Source organism: Rhizobium sp. SRDI943, from assembly GCF_057653695.1.
This window is the reverse complement of the sequence record NZ_CM172787.1, coordinates 3,336,907-3,361,817: the sequence shown is the minus strand read 5'-3', so window position 1 is coordinate 3,361,817 and position 24,911 is coordinate 3,336,907. Positions and strand designations below refer to the sequence as shown.

The window sequence follows — 24,911 nt, the reverse complement described above, 5'->3', positions numbered from 1 at the left end:
AGTTTGACATGCAGGGACTTTTCTTCGAAGCGGATGCCGGCCCCCTTGTGGCGATCCGTGTCATCGTCTTGCTCTTAGGCTTTTGGACGGCCTGGCGCGCCGGCAAAGCGGTTGCCGAAGGCTGGGCCGACTATCCGTTGGTCATCGTCTATACATTCCTGCTCGCCTGGGCGATGCAGTTCCTGCATCATGCCCTGTTCAATGGGCCGATGCTCAACGCCTTCTACTATATCCTCGACTTTGTGACGCTGTTGGTGTTCTCGACGGCCGGCTTCCGTTACCGCCGCACCAATCAGATGGTTAACAACTATTACTGGCTGTACGAAAAAACTTCCGCGTTTTCGTGGAAGGACAAACATTGACAGTCCGTTGAAACTAGGCATGAATTGCCTTCCGAGTGGAACAGCTTTCCTGGCGCAGTCAATGGTGGGTAGTGCGCTGGGCCTTGGACCGGAACCCGCCCAAAAATTGGGAGTAATAATATGAAGAAGTCTCTTCTGTCGGCAGTGGCTCTGACGGCGATGGTCGCCTTCAGCGGCAACGCGTGGGCCGACGTTCTCATCGCTGTCGCTGGTCCACTGACTGGACCGAACGCCGCATTCGGCGCTCAGCTCCAGAAGGGTGCCGAACAGGCAGCCGCCGACATCAACGCGGCTGGCGGCATCAACGGCGAGCAGATCAAGATCGAGCTCGGCGACGACGTCTCCGACCCGAAGCAGGGCATTTCGGTCGCCAACAAGTTCGCCGCTGACGGCGTCAAGTTCGTCATCGGCCACTTCAACTCGGGCGTTTCGATCCCGGCTTCGGAAGTCTATGCCGAAAACGGCATCCTCGAAATCACCCCGGCCGCGACGAACCCGACCTTCACGGAACGGGGCCTCTGGAACACGTTCCGCACCTGCGGCCGTGACGACCAGCAGGGTGCCATCGCCGGCAAGTATCTTGCCGATCACTTCAAGGACGCCAAGATCGCTGTCGTTCACGACAAGACCCCTTACGGTCAGGGCCTTGCCGACGAAACCAAGAAGGCTATGAACGCCGCCGGCGTCACCGAAGTCATTTACGAAGGCATCAATGTCGGCGACAAGGACTTCTCGGCACTCATCGCCAAGATGAAGGAAGCCGGCGTCTCGATCATCTATTGGGGTGGTCTGCACACCGAAGCCGGTCTCATCATCCGCCAGGCGGCCGACCAGGGCCTGAAGGCGACGCTGGTTTCGGGCGACGGTATCGTTTCGAACGAACTGGCCTCGATCGCTGGCGACGCCGTTGCCGGTACGCTGAACACCTTCGGCCCGGATCCGACGGCGAACCCTGCGAACAAGGAACTCGTCGAAAAGTTCAAGGCCGCTGGTTTCAATCCGGAAGCCTACACGCTCTATTCCTACGCTGCGATGCAGACGATCGCCGGAGCCGCCAAGGCTGCCGGTTCGCTGGATCCTGAGGCCGTTGCCAAGGCCATGAAGGAAAAGGGCCCGTTCCCGACCGTTCTCGGCGACATTTCGTTCGACGAAAAGGGCGACCCGAAGATTCCTGGCTACATCATGTACGAATGGAAGAAGGGTCCGGACGGCAAGTACAGCTACTTCCCGCAGGGCATGTAAGCCTCGCTCCCCTTTATGGGACATGATTATCGAAGCCCGGTTCCGACCGGGCTTCTTTCTTTTTGCGGGCGTTTCAATTTTCGCCTGGCTGGTCTAACTCTTGGCATCGTTTTGAAGCATCGAGCGGAACCGTCCATGTCCAAACCCCGCATTCTCGTCACCCGGCGCTGGCCAGCCACGGTGGAAACCGTCCTTGCTGAACGTTTCGATGTGACGTTCAATCGTGACGATATCCCGCTCGCTGAAAACGAGCTGCGGCTGGCGCTCTCGACCTTTGAAGCCGTATTGCCGACGGTTTCCGATCGGTTGCCCGCCGCCGTCTTCGACGGCGTGCCTGTCGTCACCAAGATCCTTGGCAATTTCGGCGTCGGCTACAATCACATCGATATATCCGCTGCCAAGAAGAGAGGCATTGCGGTCACAAATACGCCGGGCGTGCTGACCGACTGCACGGCCGATATCGCCATGTTGCTGCTGCTCTCCGTTGCCCGGCGCGGCGGTGAGGGCGAGCGGCAGCTACGCGCTGGTGAATGGAAGGGCTGGTGTCCGACGCATATGGTCGGCACCAAGGTGACCGGGAAGACGGTCGGCATTATCGGTTTCGGCCGAATCGGCAAGGCCTTCGCGCAACGCTGCCATTTCGGCTTCGGCATGGATGTGGTGTTCTTCAACCGTTCACCGATCGATCCGGCCGAGGCGGCGCGTTATGGCGCGCGGCAGCTGCCGACGATCGAGGCTGTGCTGGCGGTGGCCGATTTCGTCTCGCTGCATTGCCCAGGTGGAGCAGAGAACCGGCACCTGATGAATGCGGCGCGGCTTGCGGCGATGAAGCCGGGCGCCTTTCTCATCAATACGGCGCGTGGCGACGTGGTGGATGAGGCGGCGCTAATTGCAGCGCTCAAGGCGGGCACGATCCGCGGCGCCGGGCTTGACGTCTACGAGGCGGAACCTGATGTGCCGGAGGCGCTGCGACGGATGGAGAACGTTATGGTGCTGCCGCATCTCGGCAGCGCCACGGAAGAGACGCGGACCGCCATGGGCATGAAGGTGGTCGAAAACGTGACGGCGTTTTTCGAGGGCAGGGATGTGCCGGATCGGGTGGTTTAGCGACTAGAGCATGATGCCGAAAAGTGTGAGCGGTTTTCGGACGACATCATGCTCTAACTATTTAATTTAGAACAGGATGATTTTAGGCCGAACAGGCCTAAAATCATCCTGTTCTAGCCTCCAACACCATCTTACATCTCGTACAGCACATGCGTGGCTTTCACGGCGGCCGAGGCCCGGTTCTCGACGCCGAGCTTCACGTAAATCTGTTCGAGGTGTTTGTTCACCGTCCGCGCCGACAGTCCCAATATTTCACCGATGTCGCGGTTGGCCTTGCCCTTGGCGATCCAGAGCAGCACTTCGGATTCGCGCTGGGTGAGCGAAAAGCGCTGGCGCAGCACCTCGTCGTCGCTGCGCTGACTGGCGGCGGTGAGGCGGAAGAGATATTCGTCAGGGCCGATTGCGCCGAGGAAGGCGAGCTGCAGCGCCGCCTGGCCGGCATGGGCGATCGAGATGATGCCGTCGCGCACCGCTGCGACGCGGTCGTGCATCCAGCCGGCGATATGGCGCACGACGATTTCCATGCCGTCGTCGCTGCCCATGGCGGCATTGACCAGCCGTGTCGCCTGCGGCGTTGACCAGTGGATGGCGCCGTCGCCCTTGACTGCCAGCAGATGACGGCCAGCCGCGTCCAGGGCGATGCGGGCGCTTTGGGCCGAGCGGGCATTGCGCAGATGGACGCGGATGCGGGCGCGCAGTTCATCGATGTTGATCGGTTTGCTGAGATAATCGACGCCGCCCGATTCCAGCGCGTGCACAACATGCTCGGTCTCGGTCAGGCCGGTCATGAAGACGACAGGCACCTGCGCTACTGTGGCGTTCGCCTTCAACCGGCGGCAGGTCTCGAAGCCATCCATGCTGGGCATCACCGCGTCGAGCAGGATAAGATCGGGCGTGATGCGCTCGACGATACCAAGGGCTGCCGCACCCGACGTGGCGATCAGCACGGAGAAGCCGGATTGTTCGAGCGCGTCAGTCATGAAGCCGAGTGCTTCGGCCGAGTCGTCGACGAGCAGAACGATGTCGCGGGGGAGGGCCGGCTCAGCCAATGGATTCCACCTTTTCGTCGAAGTCGTGCAGGAAGGTCATGAAGCCGGCGAGATCGAAGGCGGCGACATAGGCGCGAAGTTCCTCCGTGAATGGCTGATTTGCCTCCACCTTGGCAAGGTCCGAAAGCTTGGCTTCGATGCCTCTGATATAGCCGATCTCGCCGAGCCGCAGCAATTCCTGCACATGGGCAGCACCTGGGCTCAGCATCGGCGCTTCGATCTTGACAGGGACGGTTGGCATGGCATCGGCATAGATCCATGTCAGGCCGAGATGCAGGGCGAGCTTGTCGCGCAGCTGGCGGATGTCGACCGGCTTGCCGATCGCATCATTGTGGCTGTCGTCACTGTCGCTGAGAACGGCCGCATCACCGATATTGGCCGACAGCATCAGCACTGGCGCTGTCTGTCCGGCCTCGCGCAGACGCGAGACGAGCTGCCAGCCGTTCATGCCGGGCATCAGGATATCGACGAGGAAAAGGTCCGGCATGATGCCCTCGATCAGCGTCAGGCATTCGCCGCCGCCTGCCGCCGTCAGCACGATGAAATCGAGCGGCGCCAGGATCTCGCGCATCATCTCGCGGTGGTCCTCGTTATCATCGACGACGACGATCGTGCGGCGCGGGCCGTCATAACCGACGATGCGCTTCTCCTGCGGCGCTGCGGCCACTGCGCGCATGACGGCGGACAGCATCAGCCGGACGCGGAACGTCGAGCCTTCCTCCTTCACGCTTGAAACCGAGATCTCGCCGCCGAGCGTGTTGGTCAGAAGCCGGGTGATGGTGAGGCCGAGGCCGAGCCCCGGCATTGGCCGCACGCTTTCGGCCTCGCCGCGCTGGAAGGGTTCGTAGATGCGGGGCAGGTCTTTCTCGGTGATGCCTCGGCCGGTATCGGCGACGGTAAAGGTCGCGACCTGGCTGCGATAGCCGACATCGAAGGTGACGCCGCCCTCGTCAGTGAACTTGATGGCATTGGAGAGCAGGTTGACGAGAATCTGGCGCAGGCGCTTTTCGTCGGTGCGGACGAATTGCGGCAAGGCCGGCGCGCGCTCATGGATGAAGGCGAGCCCCTTTGCCTGCGCCTGTGGCCGGAACATATCGACGATCTGGTCGAGGAAATCCTGGATGTTGATCTCGTTGGAATAGACCTGCAGGCGGCCGGCTTCGATCTTGGAAATATCGAGCAGGCCGTCGATCAGCCCGGAGAGGTGTTCGGCGCTGCGGCGGATGACCTTGATCGAGGACTGGCGCGGCGCCGGAATGGTCTCGTCGCGTTCGAGGATCTGGGCGTAGCCGAGCACGGCGTTCAGCGGCGTGCGTAATTCATGGCTGAGCCCGACGACATAGCGGCTCTTGGCGCGGTTGGCGGCCTCGGCCGTTTCCTTGGCGTTCTGCAGGGCAGCGTCGGTCTTCTTATGGGCGGCGATTTCCTTGAGCAGCAGCGTGTTCTGGCGTGAGGATTCCTCCTCGGCAACGACGCGGCTGTCATGGGCGAGCACATAGAACCAGCAGACGACGCCTGCGATCACCGAGAAGACGAAGAAGACGATGAAGATGGTGCGGTTGACGACCTCGGCCGTCTCAGGGGAGGCGGAGGCGACCTGATGGGCGATCATCGCCAGGATCGCGCCGATGGCGGTCAATGCCAGCACGACGGCGATGCCGTAGCGGCCGAGGCGCGTCGTCAGCTTCTCGATGATGGTTTCAGACAGCAGCACCTTGGCGACGGTGCCGACTTGCGCATTGAAACGGGCGGCCGGCTTGCACATGTCGTGGCAGCGGCTGTCGAGCGAGCAGCAGAGCGAGCAGATCGGCGCGGCATAGGCCGGGCACCAGGCCATATCCTCCGGCTCGAAGGGATGCTCGCAGACCGAGCAGGTGATGTTCGTCAGGTTCTTCCAGCTCTGGCGCGGCTTGCGGGCGAGATAGAACTTGCCTTTCGTTGCCCAGGCGATGACAGGCGAGGCGACCAGCGCGACGACGAGGGTAATATAGGGAGCGAGCGAGGCGGCGATCTCGCCGAAGGCACCGAAATGGGCAATCAGCGACACCGTCGCCGATAGCGTCATGGCGCCGAGGCCGACCGGGTTGATGTCGTAGAGATGTGCGCGCTTGAACTCGATGCCGGGGGGAGCCAGCCCCAGCGGCTTGTTGATGAAGAGATCGGCGGAGATCGTGCAGAGCCAGGCCATGGCGATGATCGAGAAGATGCCGAGCGTCTCCTCCAGCAGCCGGTAGATGCCGAGTTCCATCAAAAGCAGGGCAATCGCGACGTTGAACACCAGCCAGATGACGCGGCCGGGATGGCTGTGGGTCAGCCGCGAGAAGAAGTTCGACCAGGCGAGCGAACCTGCATAGGCGTTCATCACATTGATCTTTAGCTGTGAGACGACGACGAAGGCCGCCATCAACAGCAGCGCGGCATTGTGCCAGGGGACCATGTAGCCGAAGGCGGTCAGATACATCTGTGCCGGGTCGGCGGCGCGATCGAGGGGGACGCCCGAGGTGAAGGTCAGCACGACCAGAAATGAACCGGCAAGCAACTTGGGCGCGCCGATGATGACCCAGCCGGGGCCGGCGAGAAAGATCGCCAGGCGGTGGCGCCACTTGCGCTGCGGGTCCGGCGGCAGGAAGCGCAGGAAGTCGGCCTGTTCGCCGATCTGCGACATCAGCGCCAGGATGACGGCGGAGGCGGCGCCGAACTCCACGAGATCGAACTCGGCGACGGTGCCGGGCGGGCCGGAGGCATGACGGATGCCGGCAAAGGCGCGCCAGAGATCGAATTTTTCCCAATCCAGCAAGGCGATGAAGATGAAAGGCAGGATATTCAGCACGATCCAGAAGGGCTGGGTCATCAGCTGGAACTTGCTGATCAGCCGCACGCCGTGCGTCACCAGGGGGATCACCATGACGGCACTGATGATGTAGCCGATCCAGAGCGGGATGCCGAGGGTGAGCTCCAGCGCCCCGGACATGATCGAAGCCTCGATCGCAAACAGCATGAAGGTGAAGCTTGCATAGATCAGCGAGGTGATGGTCGAGCCGATATAGCCGAAGCCCGCGCCGCGCGTCAGAAGATCGATGTCGACGCCGTGGCGGATGGCGTAGCGGCTTATCGGCAGGCCGATCGCCAGCATGGCGATCGAGGCGACGATGATGGCGTAAAAGGCGTTGGTGGTGCCGTAGGAAAGCGTGATCGCGCCGCCGATCGCCTCCAGCGCCAGGAAGGAGATTGCGCCGATCGCCGTCTGTGAGATGCGCTGTGAGGAAAAATGGCGGGCGCTCTTGGCAGTGAAGCGCAGCGCATAATCTTCCAGCGTCTGGTTGGCGACCCAGCGATTATATTCGCGTCTTACCGGAATGATGCGTTGGCGCGCTGCCATGTCTTCCTTTCCGGCATTCCGGTTGGGCTCATCGTCTCTTCGGCAGTTTTGGCGGGATGGATGGGAAAGGCAAGAGGCGGGCACCAGCTGGTTCACAGAATGGCAATATTTTTGCAATTGATCTTTCACATAACAGCTCTAACTCTCCGGCGTTCGTTCAACTATTTCGGGTATCACCATGTCTGTTTTAAGCTTTTTCCGCCTGAGCACCGCCCTCGTCTGCCTCCTTTCCATCGTGCCCTCGCTTGCCGGCGCCGAGCAGGCCACGGCGGCGAAAGCGCCTTATGCGCAGGCCGGAAACACCAACAAACGCGGTGACGCCTGCTTCTCGACGGTGGACACCAACGCTGCCGTTCGCCTCCTCTCCGGCTTCCTCGAAATCTGGACCCCGCGCACGCCTTTCGTCGATGCGGGTGTCGAAGCCCCGGCCAAGGATAATTGCCCGGCGGTTGCCAAGACGGATTGGGACGGCATTCCTTCCAGCAAGACCGACGGCCATATACTCAACCAGGCCGTCCATGACGCCAACATCGCCTATGTCGTCAAAGCAACGCGGGCGCGGACGGCCGATCAGGCCGTCGCCGCCTATCTCGACGATCGGCGCGGCAAGAATGCCAGCATCGTCGATGGCCTCGGTCCGCTGACGGATGCCTGGAAGGCCGGCTCGAAGCAGACCACCACGATCACCGAGGTGGCGGCCGACGCGACGACGGCCAAATATGACGACAAGGGCAACAATCGCGGCGCCGGCAGCAAGCCGGACACGGAAAACAAGACCGATGCCAATCCCGACATGGGCCTTGCAATCGACTTCATCAACGCCGCAAGCGGTGACGGCTCGACGGAGCCCGCAAAACGCTATTTCAAATATGGCCGTCCCTACCGCTGGAGCCAGGACGTGTCGGTCGTCCCGACGCTAGAGCCCGCCAAGAGCGGCAAGCCGGTCGAGGATGGTGGTTTCCCGAGCGGGCATACGGCGGAAGCCTGGCGGGATGCGCTCGCCATGGCCTATCTCGTGCCGCAGCGCTTTCAGGAAATGATCACGCGCGCCAGCGAGCTGGGTGAAGACCGTATTCTCGCCGGCATGCATTCTCCGCTCGACGTGATGGGCGGCCGCATGCTCGGCACCGCCACGGTCGTCTACAATCTGAACAAGGCCGACAATGCGGCGCTGAAGAGCGATGCCTACGCCCAAGCGCAGTCATGGCTCGTCGCCAAATCAGGCGTTGCGGATGCGGGTGCGCTCGAGGTTGCCGCCCACGCGGCACCGCTCGCTGCAGACCGTTTCGCCGATCATGACGCCAATCGCGCCTACGTGCTGCAGCGCCTGAGCTACGGCCTGCCGACGATCCATGCGACCGATCAACCGGCGCGCGTGCCGCAGGGCGCCGAAGCGCTTCTCGAAACGCGTCTGCCCTATCTGGACGGCGAGCAGCGCCGCGATGTGCTGAAGACGACGGAGATCGCCTCCGGCTATCCGCTGCTCGACGATGCGGAAGGTTACGGCCGTCTCAACCTGTTTGCCGCCGCCGACGGTTACGGTGCGTTCGAACAGGACGTGACCGTGACGATGGACGCGGCAAAGGGCGGGTTCAATTCGATCGACACCTGGCGGAACGACATCACCGGCAGGGGCAGGCTGGTGAAGCGTGGCAACGGCATCCTCGGGCTGTCGGGCGCCAACAGCTATTCCGGCGGCACCATGCTGGAAGAGGGCGCGCTGGTGGCCCTGTCGTCGTCGGCCTTCGGTCGTGGCGGGCTGACGGTCAACGGTGGCTCGCTCGTTTTGGCGGCCGACAAGCCGTTGACCGTGAGCGGCGATTATCAGCAGCTCGCCAATGCCACGACGAAGCCGGCGCTCGGCGCAAACGGCGCGGGGACGCTGGTCGTCGAGGGCAAGGCGGCGCTGGCCGGCGACCTCGCCGTGACGCTTGTCGACGGTTATGCCCCGACGCCCGGAACGAAGATCGAAATCCTCAAGGCGGGTGCCGTGACCGGCACCTTCGGCAAGGTCACCGTCTCCGGCCACAAGGCGAGCCTCTCCTATGGCCCGACATCCGTCACCTTGACGATCGACGGATAATTTCCGGTATCGAGATAGGGCATCCCTGCTGCGAGGATGCCCTTCCTTCTCTGGCCTGCCTGTTTGACCCCCGCGCCTACGTCATTTTGCGTATGTGTTTTTGCGCTGCAGCACCCGATAGTCCCTTAAGCAACAGTTAATCTCCGTTTCCGGCCTGTTGCGGAACAAGAAGAGGGGCTCAACCAGATGAATCTCAGAACTACTATTGCGGGCGCTGCACTCGGCGCCGTCATGGCGGCCTCGGCTGCCTTCAGCGGTGCGGTTGCCGCCGACGATACGATCAAGGTCGGCATTCTGCACTCGCTTTCCGGCACCATGGCCATCTCCGAGACCACGCTCAAGGACGCCATGCTGATGCTCATCGACGAGCAGAACAAGAAGGGCGGCCTTCTCGGCAAGAAGCTCGAGGCCGTCGTCGTCGACCCGGCTTCCGACTGGCCGCTATTTGCCGAAAAGGCACGTGAGCTGATCCAGAAGGACAAGGTTGCCGCCGTCTTCGGTTGCTGGACGTCCTCGTCGCGCAAGTCCGTTCTGCCGGTTTTCGAAGAGACCAACTCGATCCTCTTCTACCCGGTCCAGTATGAAGGCGAAGAGTCCTCGCGCAACATCTTCTACACCGGTGCTGCTCCGAACCAGCAGGCCATTCCTGCTGTCGACTACCTGATGGAAAAAGAAGGCGTCAAGCGCTTCGTTCTCGAAGGTACGGACTACGTTTATCCGCGCACGACCAACAAGATTCTCGAGGCATACCTGATTTCGAAGGGTATTCCGAAAGAAGACATCATGACCAACTACACGCCGTTCGGCTTCTCCGACTGGCAGACCGAAGTTTCCAAGATCAAGGAATTCGGCTCGGCCGGCAAGAAGACCGCCGTCGTCTCGACGATCAACGGCGATGCCAACGTTCCCTTCTACAAGGAACTGGGCAACAAGGGCATCAAGGCAACTGACATTCCCGTCGTCGCCTTCTCGGTCGGCGAAGAAGAGCTTGCCGGTCTCGACACCAAGCCGCTCGTCGGCCATCTCGCTGCCTGGAACTACTTCGAGTCGGTCGAAAGCCCTGCCAACAAGAAGTTCATCAAGGACTGGCATGCGTTCACCAAGAACGACAAGCGCGTGACGAACGACCCGATGGAAGCCGCCTATATCGGCTTCAACGCATGGGTTAAGGCCGTCCAGGCTGCCGGCACGACCGACACCGACAAGGTTCTCGACACCATCATCGGCGTCAGCGTTCCGAACCTCTCCGGCGGTTATGCGACCGTCATGCCGAACCACCACATCACCAAGCCGGTGCTGATCGGTGAAATCCAGGCCGACGGCCAGTTCGAAATCGTCCAGCAGACACCTGCCGTCGTCGGTGACGAATGGTCAGACTTCCTGCCTGATTCCAAGGATCTGATCTCCGATTGGCGCAAGCCGATGTCCTGCGGCAACTTCAACGTCGCTACGGGCAAGTGCGGTGGCAAGGGCTCCTGAGTACGACTCCGATCCGATGATTGCCTGAAGGATTCCGTCCGGGTTTGATCCCGGGCGGAAGCTCCGTCCCAGCGATTGCGCCGCGAGGCCAACCCTATCAAGGGCGAGAAAGCCGATGTATCGCGCCATAAAGATTTTCCTCATCACGGTTTGCCTGACATTTTCGGGCCTGACATTTTCGGGCGTGATAATCTCGAGCGAAGTCCATGCCCAGGATGATATCCACGTGCTTATCGACGCGCTCGGCGTCGGCGACTTCCCGGAACGCGAAGAGGCCATCAAGGCGCTGGTCGCTTCCAAGGATCCGCATGTCAGCCAGATCCTGCAGCAGTTGAGCGACGGCCTTCTCTACGTCAATTCCGATGGCGGCCCGGTTCTTCTCCAGGGCGGTACCGATGACGAACCGACCTATTCCGATCCGATCACCGGCGAAGCCGCTGCCGATGTCGATCCGGATCTGATGACGAAGGTGAAGATCAACAACGCGCTTCGCGGCGTCATCGGCGCCGCCACCAGCCAGCTGACGCTGATGAGCCCGGACCGCTCCGCGCGGCTTGCCGCGGCGCAGGGCCTCCTGAAAGATGCCGATCCCGCCAATCTCGACCTGCTGAACTCGGCGCTTGCGGCCGAAAAGGACGCTGAGATCAAGAATACGATGGAAGCGGCGCGCGCAGTGCTGCTGCTCAAGACGGATGCGAGCGTCGAAGACAAGAAGGCTGCGATCGATACGATCGCGGCGCGCGGCAATCGCGATGCGCTGACCATCCTCACGACCACACTCGAAACCGCGCCTGACGACCTGAAGCCGGCGATCCAGGCGGATATCAGCTCCATCAATCGCAGCCTGGCGCTGTGGGATATCGTCCAGAACATCTGGTACGGATTGTCTCTCGGCTCGGTCCTGCTGCTTGCCGCGATCGGCCTTGCCATCACCTTCGGCGTCATGGGCGTCATCAACATGGCGCATGGCGAAATGGTGATGATCGGCGCCTACACCACCTATGTGGTGCAGGAATACATTACTTCCGCCTTTCCTGAACTTGCCGATTATTCGCTGGCCTTTGCCGTGCCTGCGGCCTTCGTCTTTACCGGCTTCGTCGGTCTGGTGATCGAGCGCGCCGTCATCCGCTATCTCTACGGCCGGCCGCTCGAAACGCTGCTCGCCACCTGGGGCGTGTCGCTCATCCTGCAGCAGGCGGTGCGCAGCAGCTTCGGCCCGACCAACCGCGAGGTCCGCAATCCGACCTGGATGTCCGGCGTCTTCGATCTCGGCGGGCTCTCCATCACCTGGAACCGCCTGTGGATCATCGTCTTTTCGATGGTGGTCTTTGTGGCGCTGCTCCTGCTGCTCAAACGGTCCGCCTTCGGCCTGCAGATGCGTGCCGTTACGCAGAACCGGCGCATGGCGTCGTCGATGGGCATCCGCACCGGCTGGGTCGATGCCTTCACCTTCGCGCTCGGCTCGGGCATTGCCGGCATCGCCGGCGTGGCGCTCAGCCAGATCGACAATGTCTCGCCGAACCTCGGTCAATCCTACATCATCAACAGCTTCATGGTCGTCGTCTTCGGCGGTGTCGGCAATCTCTGGGGCACGCTGGTCGGTGCACTCTCGCTCGGCGTCGTCAACAAGTTCCTCGAGCCCTTCGCCGGCGCCGTGCTCGGCAAGATCCTAGTGCTCGTCCTCATCATTCTCTTCATCCAGAAGCGTCCCTGCGGGCTCTTCGCACTCAAAGGAAGGGCGGTGGAAGCATGATAACGGCCTTCCTTCTCCGATCACTCGATCGCAAGATCGTTATTGCCATCGCCCTCCTGCTTCTGGTCGCGGTTCTTGTGCCGGTCCTGAACCTGATGACGGGGCCGAGCAATCCGCTGCACGTGCCGACTTATATCATGTCGCTGTTCGGCAAGTATCTGACCTATGCGCTGCTGGCGCTGGCGCTTGATCTCGTCTGGGGCTTCTGCGGTATCCTCTCCCTCGGCCACGGTGCCTTCTTTGCGCTCGGCGGCTATGCGATGGGCATGTATCTGATGCGCCAGATCGGCACGCGCGGCAGCTACGGAGATCCTGTTCTGCCCGACTTCATGGTGTTCCTGAACTGGAAGGATCTGCCCTGGTTCTGGTTCGGCTTCAACCATTTCTGGTTTGCGGCGCTGATGGTGCTCGTCGTGCCCGGCCTGCTCGCCTTCGTCTTCGGCTGGTTTGCCTTCCGCTCACGCGTCAACGGCGTCTATCTCTCGATCATCACCCAGGCGATGACCTATGCGCTGCTGCTGGCCTTCTTCCGCAACGACATGGGCTTCGGCGGCAACAACGGCCTTACCGATTTCAAGGACATTATCGGTTTTAGCGTCCAGGCTGACGGCACGCGTGCAGTCCTCTTTGCTGCAACTGCGATCTTCCTGGCTCTATCGCTGCTGATCGCCTCGGCGATCGTGCGCTCGAAGTTCGGCAAGGTGCTGGTCGGTGTACGCGATGCCGAAAGCCGCACGCGCTTCCTCGGCTACCGCGTCGAGCATTTCAAGCTCTTCACTTTCGTCGTCTCGGCGATGATGGCCGGTATTGCCGGCGCGCTCTACGTGCCGCAGGTCGGCATCATCAATCCCGGCGAATTCGCGCCTGCCAATTCGATCGAAGTCGTCATCTGGACGGCGGTCGGTGGGCGGGCGACGCTGATAGGTCCGATCATCGGCGCGATCCTCGTCAACGGCGGCAAGACGATCTTCACCGGCCTCTTCCCGGAGTTCTGGCTGTTTGCGCTCGGCGGCCTCTTCGTTGCCGTCACGCTGTTCTTGCCCAAGGGTGTCGTTGGCACGATCGCCCAATATCTCGGCAAGCGGAAGGTCGTCTCCAAGGTGGCACCATCGGCGGCTGAGGAAGATGGCATCGAGCCGAAAATCCAGGCAGCGGAGTGAGCGCCATGATCCCCGACGACAAACCCACCAGCGTGCTTTACCTCAACGGCGTCTCGGTTTCCTTCGATGGCTTCAAGGCGCTGAATTCGCTGTCGATCGTCATCGAACCCGGCGAGCTTCGCGCCATCATCGGCCCGAACGGCGCCGGCAAGACGACGATGATGGATATCATCACCGGCAAGACCAGGCCCGATGAGGGCGAGGTGTTCTTCAACGGCACGATCGATCTCACCAAGAAGGATGAAGCCGATATCGCCCAGCTCGGCATCGGCCGCAAATTCCAGAAGCCGACCGTCTTCGAAAGCCATACGGTGTGGGACAATCTGGAGCTTGCGCTGAACCGTCGTCGCGGCGTGTTCTCGACGCTGTTCTACCGGCTTTCGGGCGAGGACAAGGCGCGCATCGAGGAGATCCTCGAAACGGTGCGGCTGACGCATCGCCGCAACGAATTCGCCGCCAACCTCTCGCATGGACAGAAGCAGTGGCTGGAGATCGGCATGCTCTTGGCGCAGGAGCCGAAGCTGCTGTTGGTCGACGAGCCGGTGGCCGGCATGACGGATGCGGAGACGGCGGAAACCGCGATCCTGCTCAAGGATATCGCCAAAACCCGCTCGGTCGTCGTCGTCGAGCATGACATGGGTTTCATCCGAGACCTCGGCGTCAAGGTGACCTGCCTTGCTGAGGGATCGGTGCTGGCCGAAGGGTCGATCGATTTTGTGAGTTCGGATCCGAAGGTCATCGAGAACTATTTGGGGCGGTGAGCGTCGTGTTTGCCGGCTGCCCCTCACCCTAACCCTCTCCCCGTAAACGGGGCGAGGGGACGTGTCATGCGAGAGGTGGACGAGGGACGGACAGGTCGCGGCATATTCCCTTCTCCCCGCAAGCGGGGAGAAGGTGGCGGCAGCCGGATGAGCGGCAGCGGCCTGCTCCGACAGCAGTTTGAATGTAAAGGGAAACCGATGCTGACAGTCGAAAACGCAAACCTGCATTATGGCGCCGCTCAGGCGCTGCGCGGCATCTCGATCAAAGCGGAGATGGGCAAGATCACCTGCGTGCTGGGGCGTAACGGCGTGGGGAAGAGTTCTCTTCTGCGCGCAGTTACCGGCCAGCATCCGCTGTCGGCCGGCACCGTCGCCTTCAATGATACCAAGCTCAACGGCCTGCCGCCCTTTGCCCGTGCCAAGCAGGGCATCGGTTATGTGCCGCAGGGGCGCGAAATCTTCCCGCTACTGACAGTCAAGGAAAATCTCGAAACCGGCTTTGCTCCGCTTGGCCGCCGCGAACGCAACATTCCCGATGACATCTTCAGTCTCTTCCCGGTGCTGAAGTCGATGTTGTCACGTCGCGGCGGCGATCTTTCCGGCGGGCAGCAGCAGCAGCTGGCGATCGGGCGGGCCATGGTGACGCGGCCGAGGATTCTCGTGCTCGACGAGCCGACCGAGGGCATTCAGCCATCGATCATCAAGGATATCGGCAGGGCGATCCGCTATTTGCGCGACTCCACAGGCATGGCGATCCTGCTCGTCGAGCAGTATCTCGATTTCTGCCGCGAGCTTGCCGACTATGTCTACATCATGGACCGCGGCGAAATCGTGCATGAAGGGCTTGCCGAGACGCTGGATACGCCGGAGGCCCGCCGCCACCTGACTGTCTGACCGGCAGATGCCGCATTTTGCAGCAAAGCGCGCGGCGCCTGGAAAACCTTCCGCCGCCGCCAAGGGTCTGCTCGGGGCGGCATAGGAATTGCTTGCTTTCCGTTATTCGCGCGCTTGAATGAAAACCAGGGGCGCGACCGAAAGGGACGATATGACGATCGCGGCGGCAGGCACGAGACCGCAAAGAGCGGAAGGGCGCGGGCATCTGGCGGCAAAGCTGTTCGATGGCCGCACGCGTATCCGTGAACTCTATCAGGAGGGGGCAGCGAAGATCCGCCTGCCCGATACCTTCGACGCCTCCATGGAAGCCGTCATCATCAATACTGCTGGCGGTTTGACGGGCGGCGATCGGATGGATTGGAGCGTTGATGCCGGCCCCGGCACGCGCATCGACGTCACCACTCAGGCTTGCGAGAAGATCTACAAGGCATCGGCCGGCATCGCCGAGGTGGCGACCAGCATCAAGGTCGGAGCCCAAGCCCGTGTCGACTGGCTGCCGCAGGAAACGATCCTCTTCGACCGGGCCGCACTTTTCCGCCGGCTGGATGTCGATCTTGACGAGAGCGCCGAATTTCTGGCTGTCGAAGCCGTGCTGCTCGGCCGCAAGGCGATGGGTGAGGCGGTGGTATCGGGGCTGTTCCGCGATCGCTGGCGGATCCGCCGCTCGGGTCAACTGATCCATGCCGAGGAACTCAGGCTTTCCGAAGGTGTGGCGGCACTGGCGGCGCGGCGGGCCGTGCTCGGCGGACAGGTGGCCTTTGCGACGCTGCTTTATGCCGGGCCGCTTTCAGAAGCCTATCTTAGCAAGGTCCGGCCGCTGGTCGAAGGATCGATGGGCGGTGCGAGCGCCTGGAATGGCAAACTCGTCGTCCGCCTTGCCGCAGCCGACGGCTTCTCACTCAGAAAAATCCTGATCCCGGTCATTTCCGCCTTGCGCAATGGTGCGCCTGTGCCGAAAGTCTGGAATCTATGAACGTAAGCATTCGGTCAAGCAGATGGACAAGCGATGAACCTCACTCCGAGAGAAAAAGACAAGCTGTTGATTTCCATGGCGGCGATGGTGGCGCGGCGGCGACTGGAGCGCGGCGTCAAGCTGAACTATCCCGAAGCGATCGCGCTGATCAGCGACTTCGTCGTCGAAGGCGCGCGCGATGGCCGCCCGGTTGCCGAGCTGATGGAAGCCGGCGCCCATGTGATCGGCCGCTCCCAGGTGATGGAGGGCATTGCCGAGATGATCCACGACGTGCAGGTGGAGGCGACGTTTCCTGATGGCACCAAGCTCGTCACCGTGCACGAGCCGATCCGGTGAGGAGATAGGGATGCTCGAGCTCAGGCCCAATTGCGAATGCTGCGACAAGGATCTGCCGCCTGATAGCACTGAGGCACGGATCTGCACTTATGAATGCACCTTCTGCGCCGATTGCGTGGACGGCGTGCTGAAGGGTGTCTGCCCGAACTGCGGCGGCAATCTCGTTGCGAGGCCTATTCGGCCGGCGGCGATGCTTGCCAAAAATCCGGCGTCGACGAAGCGTGTGCTAAAAGCCGAGGGCTGCGCGCCCAAGGCGGCTTAAGGAGGACGAGATGATTCCAGGCGAAATCTTTGCCGCGAGCGGCGACATCGAACTGAATGCCGGCGCGCCGACGGTGACGCTGGAGGTTTCCAATACGGGCGATCGGCCGGTGCAGGTCGGCAGCCACTATCATTTCGCCGAGACCAATGCGGGACTTTCCTTCGATCGCGCGGCGGCGCATGGCAAGCGGCTCGATATCCCGGCGGGAACGGCCGTGCGCTTCGAGCCGGGGCAGACGCGCTCGGTGACGCTGATCCCGCTTTCCGGCAAGCGCGAGGTCTACGGTTTCCGTCAGCTGGTGATGGGCAAGCTTTAAGAACAATAGGCTGGAGGAGTGCATGCGCTTGAATATCTGCCTCGTCGGGGCGGCGATGCTGCTGACGGCAGGTGCTGCCTCTGCTGAGGATGTCGATTGCAACAGTCCCAAGACGCAATCGGACATGACTGCCTGCGAGGCGGCGCGTCATGAGGCCGCCGACAAGGCTTTGAATGCGCAATACAAGAAGACCCGCGCCGTCCTGACAGCGATCGACAAGGACCTGGATGGCGACAGGAAGGGTGCAGAGCAGGCGCTGGTCAAGGCGCAGCGCGCCTGGATCGATTATCGCGACGCCGAATGCGACGCCTTCGGCTTTCAGGCCCGCGGCGGCACGATGGAGCCGATGCTGGTCGCCGGGTGTCTCGCCAACATCACGGACAAACGCACGAAAGAGCTGAAAGAGCTCGAAGATACGATGAGCAACTAGGGTGATCAGGAAAATCATGATCGTCGGCAATGGCGACATTGAGGAGGGCGGGGCTGGCATCATCGATGCCGCCGATTTCGTCATCCGCTTCAATGATTGCCGCTCCTATGGCGCCGGCGGCAGCCGCACGGATGCCGTCGCGGTCTGCAATACCGGCAGACCGGCAAAGGCGATGCTCGGCTCGCGTGAGTGGCGCACCCATCCGGGCGTGGTGTCGGCGGGCGAAATCTGGAGCGTGCGCGACCCGGAAAAATTCGCCGCGATGCGGGCACCGCTTGCCGTCTCGCATCCGGAACTCGACGATTTCTGCGACGACTATACGGATGAATTCAGTGTCTACTGCGCCGATACCGGCAAGAAGCACGTCGTCATCGGCAAGGCGGTTCACGAGTCCGTGGATGCCTCGCTTTCGGCGTTTTCTCCGTCGCCCTATGTCGTGCCGAGCAGCGGTATGATCGTCATTGCCGAGGTGCTGAACACATATGCCGAGGCCGAGGTGACGCTTGCCGGCTTCGGCCACGTCGGCTGGGAATGGCACCCATTTGCGGCCGAACGACAGCTTGTCGATAGTTATATTGCCGCTGGCCGCCTCAAGCGGCTCGGCGGAAAAACACTCGTCTCTTCCTCCCAAGGAGCCTGATAGATGCCCTACAAGATCTCGCGCGCCGCCTATGCCGGCATGTTCGGACCGACCACCGGCGACAAGGTGCGCCTTGCCGATACGGAGCTCTTCATCGAGATCGAGAAGGATTTCACCACCTATGGTGAGGAGGTGAAGTTCGGCGGCGGCAAGGTGATCCGCGACGGCATGGGCCAGAGCCAGGTGACGCGGGCGGATGGCGCGGTCGATACGGTCATCACCAATGCGGTGATCGTCGATCATTCGGGTATCTACAAGGCCGATATCGGGCTCAAGGATGGGCGCATCGTCGCGATCGGCAAGGCCGGTAATCCCGACATGCAGCCGGGTGTCAACATCATCGTCGGCCCCGGCACGGAGGCGATCGCCGCCGAAGGCAAGATCGTCACCGCTGGCGGCATGGACAGCCATATCCATTTCATCGCGCCGCAGCAGATCGAGGAAGCGCTGATGAGCGGCATGACCTGCATGCTCGGCGGCGGCACCGGACCGGCACACGGCACGCTTGCCACCACCTGCACGCCCGGTCCCTGGCATCTGGCGCGCATGATTGAAGCCGCCGACGCCTTTCCGATGAACCTTGCCTTTGCCGGCAAGGGCAATGCCTCGCTGCCGGGGGCGCTGACCGAAATGGTGCTGGCCGGCGCCACCTCGCTGAAGCTGCACGAGGATTGGGGTACGACGCCAGGCGCCATCGACTGCTGCCTGTCGGTTGCCGACGAATACGACGTGCAGGTGATGATCCATACCGACACGCTGAACGAAAGCGGCTTCGTCGAGGATACGATTGGCGCCATCAAGGGCCGCACCATCCATGCCTTCCATACGGAAGGGGCGGGCGGCGGGCACGCGCCTGACATCATCAAGATCTGCGGCCAGCCGAATGTCATTCCGTCGTCGACCAATCCGACGCGTCCCTATACGGTCAATACCATTGCCGAGCATCTCGACATGCTGATGGTCTGCCATCACCTGTCGTCGTCGATCCCCGAAGATATCGCCTTTGCCGAAAGCCGGATCCGCAAGGAGACGATCGCCGCCGAAGACATCCTGCACGATATCGGCGCCTTCTCGATCATCTCGTCCGACAGCCAGGCCATGGGCCGCGTCGGCGAGGTGGCGATCCGCACCTGGCAGACGGCTGACAAGATGAAGCGTCAGCGCGGCCGGCTGAAGGAGGAAAAGGGCGACAACGACAATTTCCGCGTCCGCCGCTATATCGCCAAATATACGATCAACCCGGCGATCGCCCATGGTCTCAGCCGTGAGATCGGCTCGGTTGAAGTCGGCAAACGTGCCGACCTCGTGCTTTGGAACCCGGCCTTCTTCGGGGTGAAGCCCGATATGGTGCTGCTCGGTGGCTCGATTGCGGCCGCCCCGATGGGCGATCCGAACGCCTCGATCCCGACGCCGCAGCCGGTACACTACCGGCCGATGTTTGCCTCCTATGGCAAGAGCCTCACCAATTCCTCCGTCACCTTCGTCAGCCAGGCCTCGCTCGATGCCGGCCTGAAGGGCCGGCTCGGCGTCGCCAAGGAGCTGGTCGCGGTGAAAAACACGCGCGGCGGCATCTCCAAGGCATCGATGATCCACAACGACCTGACACCCGAGATCGAGGTCGATCCGGAGACCTATGAGGTCAGGGCGAACGGCGAGCTGCTGACTTGCGAGCCGGCGACGGTGCTGCCGATGGCGCAGCGCTACTTCCTGTTCTAGGCCCAGGTCGGATGTGTGATGGACGGCTCCGATGAGGACAGGCATCCGCTGGTTGTTGCGGATCGTATTCCTGCTCGTGTTTTCGGCGGCCTGCGGAATCTTCATTCCCCGGCCGCTGATTGCGCCGGTCAAGGCGTCGTCTGCGGCGGTGACGCATCGGATTCTGCTGCTGTCGGGCCCGATCCATACCGATATTGCCATTCCGCTCGACGCGGAAACGCGGGCTGCCTTTTCCTTCCTTGACGATACCGGTTTTCCGCTCGGCCATCCGAATGCGGAGTGGCTCATTATCGGCTGGGGCGGTCGGGCCTTCTATCTGGAAACTCCCACATGGGCGGAACTGAAGCCGCTGCCGGTGTTGCGCGCGCTGACAATCGACCGTTCAGTGCTGCATGTGGATCTTGCCGGTCACATCACCGAGCCGCAGCCGACTGTTGCGGCATTCAATGTCAGTGACGATCAATTGGCGCAGCTGCGCAATTTTATCTCGGACAGCTTCGTGCGCGACGCGGGCGCGGTGGTGCCGATCCCGGATGCCGGTTACGGCGAGATCGACCGTTTCTTCGAGGCCAGGGGATACTTCAACGCTCTCTTCGGCTGCAACACCTGGAGCGGCGCCGCCCTGCGTTCGGCTGGGCTTCGAACCGGCTTATGGAGCCCGATTCCACAAGCATTGCGATTGTCTGTTTCTGTCTACAATTGAAGCAGCCGTAGAGCCAGTCCGCTCTTAAAGTGAATTGTGAACAGCGCTCTCCATATGGTTGTAAAAATCAGTGGAAGAACCGATGTTTTCCCCAGCTAAACCATTCTGGAACATCTGCCCCGCAGTGATCAATAAATCTCTTTTATATCAGTAATTTAAGTGTCTCTCTGCGCTGTTCGATTCAGAGATTGGAAAACTGCACCCCCTGCTAGAAAAGTTCTATCCACCGATTCGTCCCAAACCGTTCGAATCTTAACGAGTCGATTAAGACACCCGCAGCAATTGGGCTCTTATCAATGCCTGGAAACGCCGAGCAGGAAGGTTGATTCTCATGAGAAACTGGATTTCGCTGCAGGCCGATTTCGGCGATCTTCAATACCGCAAGAACGTCTACGTCTTCGCCCTGAAGATGGCTTTTCTCGCCGTTATTCTCTCGGGAGTCATTATCGCATTGACGATGCCGTCGCTCGATCTTCTCGGGTTGCTGCCGGTGACACTCGCTCATGCAATTGGCTTCAGCGCGATCTTTTCCTGGCTGATCGGCGGTACGGTTTCCGGCATGCTGTCACTGTTCGCCGGCTTTGCCATGCGCGATCTCGCGCTCTCGCGGGCGGAATTCGAAAAGCTCAGCCGCACCGATACACTTTCCGGACTGCTCAACCGGCGGGCTTTTACCGAGGCGCTTGAGAATACTGATGGCGACGCGTCGCTGGTCATTTTTGACGTCGACCGTTTCAAGACGATCAATGACCGCTTCGGCCATGGCTGCGGCGATGCCGTTATCATTGCCGTTTCGGCCATGCTCACCTCCGCCTTCGATGAGATGTCCGTCGTCGCACGGCTGGGTGGGGAGGAGTTTGGCGTCATCGTCTCCGGGGAACCGCTGGAGGCGCGGATGGAGCGCGTCGAAGGTGTCCGAGCCCGGATCGCCGGTGGCGCCATCAAGGCCGAGGGGCACGATATCCGCATCACCGTTTCCGGCGGCGTTGCCGATCTCGTCGCCGGGCGCAACAAGCAGGCGGTCTATGCCTCCGCCGACCGGGCGCTCTATCTCGCCAAGGCGCTCGGGCGCAATCGCGTCGTACACGAGCGGGAAGGTCTGCATCACGCCTGGCACGGGCTCGTCGATAAGGGCGTCGATGGCGAGGGCGGACCGGAGAGCGACAATGTGATGCAGGCTTACGGAATATAAAAACGGGACCCGAACGAAAGACCATTGGTGCTTGCATCGGGAAGAGCTATTTTGCATGGTCGTCCTCTCAGCAAAACGGACATATCATGCAGCGCGTCACCTCCTATCTTCCTGCCGGAACCCCTTCCTCCCATCCGATCGCCCAGGTCAAGCTGCCGCATGATCTACGCCATCTGCGCCGCAAGCTGCTGCATCTGGAAAATGGCGAGATGGTCATGCTCGATCTCAAGGATCCGGTGCTTTTTGCCAATGGCGATCTGCTGGTGCGCGACGACGGCGAACTGATCGAGATCCTCGCTGCCGACGAGAAGCTCTTCGAGGTTCGCGGCCGCGACCGCACGCATCTGGTCGAGCTCGCCTGGCATCTCGGCAACCGGCATCTTGCCGCGCAGATCGAGGAAGACCGCATCGTCATCCTCCGCGATCATGTCATCCGCACCATGCTGCAGGGCCTCGGCGCCGTCGTCCTCGAGATCGACGAACCATTCCAGCCGGCGCGCGGGGCCTATCATTCCCAAGGCGGGCATTCGCATGGGCATGATCACGATCACGATCACAATCATGACCACGGGCATGATCACGGCCATGACCATGATCACGAACATGGCTACGAGCACGAGCATGAACACCGCCACGATCGCGGTCATGATCATGACCACAAGCACGACTGAGCCTTGATGACCGGGGATCGCGAGCTGCAGGCATTGCTGCGCCTGACCGCATGGCTGTCACCGGCCTTTCCGATCGGCAGCTTTGCCTATTCGGGCGGGCTGGAGCGGGCGGTTGCCGACGGGCTCGTCACGGATGCTGGCTCGCTTGCGGCCTGGACCGCCACGCTGATCGGTAATGGTTCGGTCTGGAACGATGCGGTGCTTCTGGCTGAAAGCCACAGGCACCAAGTGGAAGCCGTACGCCTTGCCGAGATCGCCGTGCTTGCCGAGGCGCTTGCGGGATCACGCGAGCGCCATCAGGAAACGATGTTGCTCGGCGAGGCTTTTCTCGCAGCGGCGCGGGCCTGGCCGGACGGGGTGTTCGATCGGCTACCCGGCAAGGTCGCTTATCCCATTGCGGTCGGGGCGGTAACGGGCGCCCATGGCATAGAGCCCGAGAAGGCGCTTGCCGCCTTCCTGCATGCCTATGCCTCACAAGCGGTTTCATCAGGCATCCGCCTCGGTGTCGCGGGGCAAAGGGATGGTGTCGCCGTGCTTGCCGGTCTCGAAGACCATATCACGGAGGTCGCCCGGCGGGCGGCAGCCTCGACGCTTGACGATCTGGGTTCGGCGACGGTGCAGGCCGATATTGCCAGCCTGCGCCACGAGACGCAGGCGACGCGGCTGTTCCGTTCGTGATTGTCCGAAATTATCGCTGCGGTGAGAGCAATTCCAGCAAAAGTGCGCAGCGGTTTTGCGTCCGGAATTGCGTGAAAACCAAGAGATAGAGCGCTTCCGTGATTCGAAGAAAAACAGGCGCTCTAAGTCATTTGACGGTGGCGCGGGCGGGCGGCTTCGTTATCATCGGGGTTCGATTGGAGTAAGGCATATGAAATCAAGAAACGGACCTTTGCGTGTCGGCATCGGCGGGCCGGTCGGCTCGGGCAAGACGGCGCTGACCGAAAAGCTCTGCAAGGCGATGCGCGACGACTATTCCGTCGCCGTTGTCACCAACGATATCTACACGACAGAGGATGCCGAGGCGCTGGTGCGGATGCAAGCATTGACGTCGGACCGCATCGTCGGCGTCGAGACGGGCGGCTGCCCGCATACCGCCATCCGCGAGGATGCGACGATCAATTTGCAGGCGATCGCCGGCCTCAACCAGCGAATCCCCGATCTCGACGTTGTCTTCATCGAATCCGGTGGCGACAATCTGGCGGCGACCTTTTCGCCCGATCTTGCCGATATCACCATCTATGTCATCTCGGTTTGCCAGGGCGAGGAAATCCCGCGCAAGGGAGGCCCCGGCATCACCCGATCGGACCTGCTTGTCATCAACAAGAAGGATCTGGCGCCCTATGTCGGCGCCGATCTCGAGGTCATGGACCGGGATGCGACGCGCATGCGTGCGAGCCGCCCCTTCGTCTTCTCCGACATGAAGCGCGGCGACGGCGTCAGTTCGATCGTCAGCTTCCTCAGGGAGCAGGGCGGGCTCTAGAGCATTCCGTTTTTCTCCGAATCACGGAAATGCTCTATCTCTTTGTTTTCACGCAATTCCGGACGCAAAACCGCTACGCACTTTTGCTGGAATTGCTCTAAAGCGGGATGATTTTGGCGGTCAGACCTGCCGCAGCAGGTTGACGTCGCTGATGGCGATCGCCCGGCCGCGCACCGTGACACCTTTCGTTTTCAGCGTCGAGAAGGCGCGTGAGAGCGCCTCCGGTGCGAGGCCAAGCTTGCGGGCAAGCAGGTTTTTCGGAAAGGGCAACCGCAGCGAACCGGCCGCACCGTTCCCGGCACAGTGGGTCAGCAGATAATGCGCAACGCGCTGCGGCGCGGTCTGCATCCGGTCGCTTGCCAGGCATTCCATCGTCGAGATCAGATGCAGTGACAGGCTGCGCATGATCGCCTTGCCGATCCGCGGCCGCTCCTCCAGCAACAGCCGGACCTTGGGAATGCGGAAGCATGCCAGCACGGCATGATCCATCGCCTGCGCGCCGGTGCGATAGGTTTCGTCGGCGTGGATCAGGCATTCCGCGAAGCCGTCGCCGGGCTCGCAGATGCGGATATCGGCCTGCCTGCCGTCGCCGTTGTGGCGATAGAGCCTGACATAACCGCTGAGTACGCAATAGAAATAGGCCGCCTTGTCGCCCTCCTCGAAGAGAACGTCGTGCGGGTCGCAGAGGCGAACGGTGGCGCAGGCGCGCAGGGCTTCAGCCTCGTTGTGGTCGAGCCCGGCCATGAAGGCGGCCTTGGCGAGCACAGCGGCCTCATGGCCGTTGAATGTCAGCGTCCTGTTCATCTCCCGGTCTCCTGATATGGCCGGTCTTTCCAATTCCACGTGCATGCCAGGCAAAATACGGGAGGGAGATGGCGGTGGATTTGATTTCGGTCAATCGTCAGACATGACCAAAAAACGAA

24 protein-coding genes are annotated in these 24,911 nt (G+C 61.5%); 21 read left to right on the top strand and 3 right to left on the bottom strand.

Translation table 11 applies throughout. The features are described 5' to 3' along the window. The first annotated feature begins 8 nt into the window (after positions 1–8). The 3 genes from AC245Y_RS17235 (at position 9) to AC245Y_RS17225 (ending at position 2,711) form a co-directional block, all read left to right on the top strand. Positions 9–362, top strand: a complete 354-nt coding sequence (locus tag AC245Y_RS17235) for a DUF6867 family protein (RefSeq protein ID WP_003561969.1) — start codon at positions 9–11, stop codon at positions 360–362. Between the two features lie 120 nt (positions 363–482). Beyond that, complete coding sequence (locus tag AC245Y_RS17230) at positions 483–1,604, top strand: branched-chain amino acid ABC transporter substrate-binding protein (RefSeq protein WP_003542332.1); 1,122 nt, start codon at positions 483–485, stop codon at positions 1,602–1,604. A 135-nt stretch (positions 1,605–1,739) separates the two neighbouring features. Continuing rightward, a complete protein-coding gene (locus AC245Y_RS17225; protein WP_017994970.1) occupies positions 1,740–2,711 on the top strand; it encodes a 2-hydroxyacid dehydrogenase in 972 nt (323 codons plus the stop codon). 131 nt (positions 2,712–2,842) lie between these two features. Here the strand turns inward: AC245Y_RS17225 and AC245Y_RS17220 are convergent, their stop codons facing one another. Together AC245Y_RS17220 and AC245Y_RS17215 are read right to left on the bottom strand one after the other, a co-directional pair. Beyond that, positions 2,843–3,760 (bottom strand): response regulator transcription factor, encoded by a 918-nt coding sequence (locus tag AC245Y_RS17220; protein ID WP_012758694.1) that lies wholly within the window; start codon positions 3,758–3,760, stop codon positions 2,843–2,845. Continuing rightward, positions 3,753–7,139, bottom strand: coding sequence for a hybrid sensor histidine kinase/response regulator (locus AC245Y_RS17215; protein ID WP_017994969.1), 3,387 nt, complete (start codon positions 7,137–7,139; stop codon positions 3,753–3,755). Before AC245Y_RS17215 ends, AC245Y_RS17220 begins: the two co-directional genes overlap by 8 nt. Positions 7,140–7,317: 178 nt before the next feature. Between AC245Y_RS17215 and AC245Y_RS17210 the strand changes: the two genes are divergently transcribed. The 18 genes from AC245Y_RS17210 to ureG all read left to right on the top strand — a co-directional run bounded on the left by AC245Y_RS17210 (position 7,318) and on the right by ureG (position 23,988). Beyond that, a complete protein-coding gene (locus AC245Y_RS17210; RefSeq protein ID WP_012758692.1) occupies positions 7,318–9,222 on the top strand; it encodes an acid phosphatase in 1,905 nt (634 codons plus the stop codon). Positions 9,223–9,408: 186 nt separating this feature from the next. Further along, positions 9,409–10,701, top strand: coding sequence for an urea ABC transporter substrate-binding protein (gene urtA / locus AC245Y_RS17205; RefSeq protein WP_017994968.1), 1,293 nt, complete (start codon positions 9,409–9,411; stop codon positions 10,699–10,701). Between the two features lie 115 nt (positions 10,702–10,816). Further along, the gene (urtB, locus tag AC245Y_RS17200) at positions 10,817–12,454 is read left to right on the top strand and encodes an urea ABC transporter permease subunit UrtB (protein WP_017994967.1); all 1,638 of its coding nucleotides are present in this window, start codon (positions 10,817–10,819) and stop codon (positions 12,452–12,454) included. Further along, entirely contained in the window at positions 12,451–13,614 is a 1,164-nt protein-coding gene (gene urtC / locus AC245Y_RS17195) for an urea ABC transporter permease subunit UrtC (protein WP_012758689.1), read from the top strand. Before urtB ends, urtC begins: the two co-directional genes overlap by 4 nt. A 5-nt stretch (positions 13,615–13,619) precedes the next feature. Continuing rightward, a complete protein-coding gene (gene urtD, locus AC245Y_RS17190; RefSeq protein ID WP_020487021.1) occupies positions 13,620–14,375 on the top strand; it encodes an urea ABC transporter ATP-binding protein UrtD in 756 nt (251 codons plus the stop codon). 198 nt (positions 14,376–14,573) lie between these two features. Then, entirely contained in the window at positions 14,574–15,269 is a 696-nt protein-coding gene (gene urtE, locus AC245Y_RS17185; protein WP_020487020.1) for an urea ABC transporter ATP-binding subunit UrtE, read from the top strand. Between the two features lie 151 nt (positions 15,270–15,420). Then, entirely contained in the window at positions 15,421–16,242 is an 822-nt protein-coding gene (locus AC245Y_RS17180) for an urease accessory protein UreD (RefSeq protein ID WP_012758688.1), read from the top strand. 33 nt (positions 16,243–16,275) lie between these two features. After that, entirely contained in the window at positions 16,276–16,578 is a 303-nt protein-coding gene (locus AC245Y_RS17175) for an urease subunit gamma (protein WP_003542318.1), read from the top strand. A 10-nt stretch (positions 16,579–16,588) separates the two neighbouring features. After that, positions 16,589–16,840 carry a DUF1272 domain-containing protein gene (locus AC245Y_RS17170; RefSeq protein ID WP_012758687.1) on the top strand — a complete coding sequence of 84 codons (252 nt, stop codon included), beginning with the start codon at positions 16,589–16,591 and terminating at the stop codon, positions 16,838–16,840. 10 nt (positions 16,841–16,850) lie between these two features. Then, positions 16,851–17,156 (top strand): urease subunit beta, encoded by a 306-nt coding sequence (locus AC245Y_RS17165; RefSeq protein ID WP_012758686.1) that lies wholly within the window; start codon positions 16,851–16,853, stop codon positions 17,154–17,156. A gap of 22 nt (positions 17,157–17,178) precedes the next feature. Continuing rightward, the gene (locus tag AC245Y_RS17160) at positions 17,179–17,586 is read left to right on the top strand and encodes a lysozyme inhibitor LprI family protein (RefSeq protein WP_012758685.1); all 408 of its coding nucleotides are present in this window, start codon (positions 17,179–17,181) and stop codon (positions 17,584–17,586) included. A 16-nt stretch (positions 17,587–17,602) separates the two neighbouring features. After that, a complete protein-coding gene (locus AC245Y_RS17155) occupies positions 17,603–18,226 on the top strand; it encodes a hypothetical protein (protein WP_012758684.1) in 624 nt (207 codons plus the stop codon). A gap of 3 nt (positions 18,227–18,229) precedes the next feature. Further along, positions 18,230–19,942 (top strand): urease subunit alpha, encoded by a 1,713-nt coding sequence (gene ureC / locus AC245Y_RS17150; protein ID WP_012758683.1) that lies wholly within the window; start codon positions 18,230–18,232, stop codon positions 19,940–19,942. 31 nt (positions 19,943–19,973) lie between these two features. After that, complete coding sequence (locus AC245Y_RS17145; protein WP_017994963.1) at positions 19,974–20,645, top strand: TIGR02117 family protein; 672 nt, start codon at positions 19,974–19,976, stop codon at positions 20,643–20,645. 331 nt (positions 20,646–20,976) lie between these two features. Next, complete coding sequence (locus AC245Y_RS17140) at positions 20,977–21,837, top strand: GGDEF domain-containing protein (protein ID WP_012758681.1); 861 nt, start codon at positions 20,977–20,979, stop codon at positions 21,835–21,837. Positions 21,838–21,923: 86 nt separating this feature from the next. Continuing rightward, positions 21,924–22,508 (top strand): urease accessory protein UreE, encoded by a 585-nt coding sequence (gene ureE, locus AC245Y_RS17135; protein WP_012758680.1) that lies wholly within the window; start codon positions 21,924–21,926, stop codon positions 22,506–22,508. 6 nt (positions 22,509–22,514) lie between these two features. Further along, entirely contained in the window at positions 22,515–23,186 is a 672-nt protein-coding gene (locus AC245Y_RS17130; RefSeq protein ID WP_012758679.1) for an urease accessory protein UreF, read from the top strand. Positions 23,187–23,376: 190 nt separating this feature from the next. After that, positions 23,377–23,988, top strand: a complete 612-nt coding sequence (ureG, locus tag AC245Y_RS17125; protein WP_003542294.1) for an urease accessory protein UreG — start codon at positions 23,377–23,379, stop codon at positions 23,986–23,988. A 120-nt stretch (positions 23,989–24,108) separates the two neighbouring features. Here ureG and AC245Y_RS17120 read toward each other — a convergent pair whose 3' ends face one another. Next, entirely contained in the window at positions 24,109–24,792 is a 684-nt protein-coding gene (locus AC245Y_RS17120; RefSeq protein WP_012758678.1) for a Crp/Fnr family transcriptional regulator, read from the bottom strand. Between the last annotated feature and the right edge of the window lie 119 nt (positions 24,793–24,911).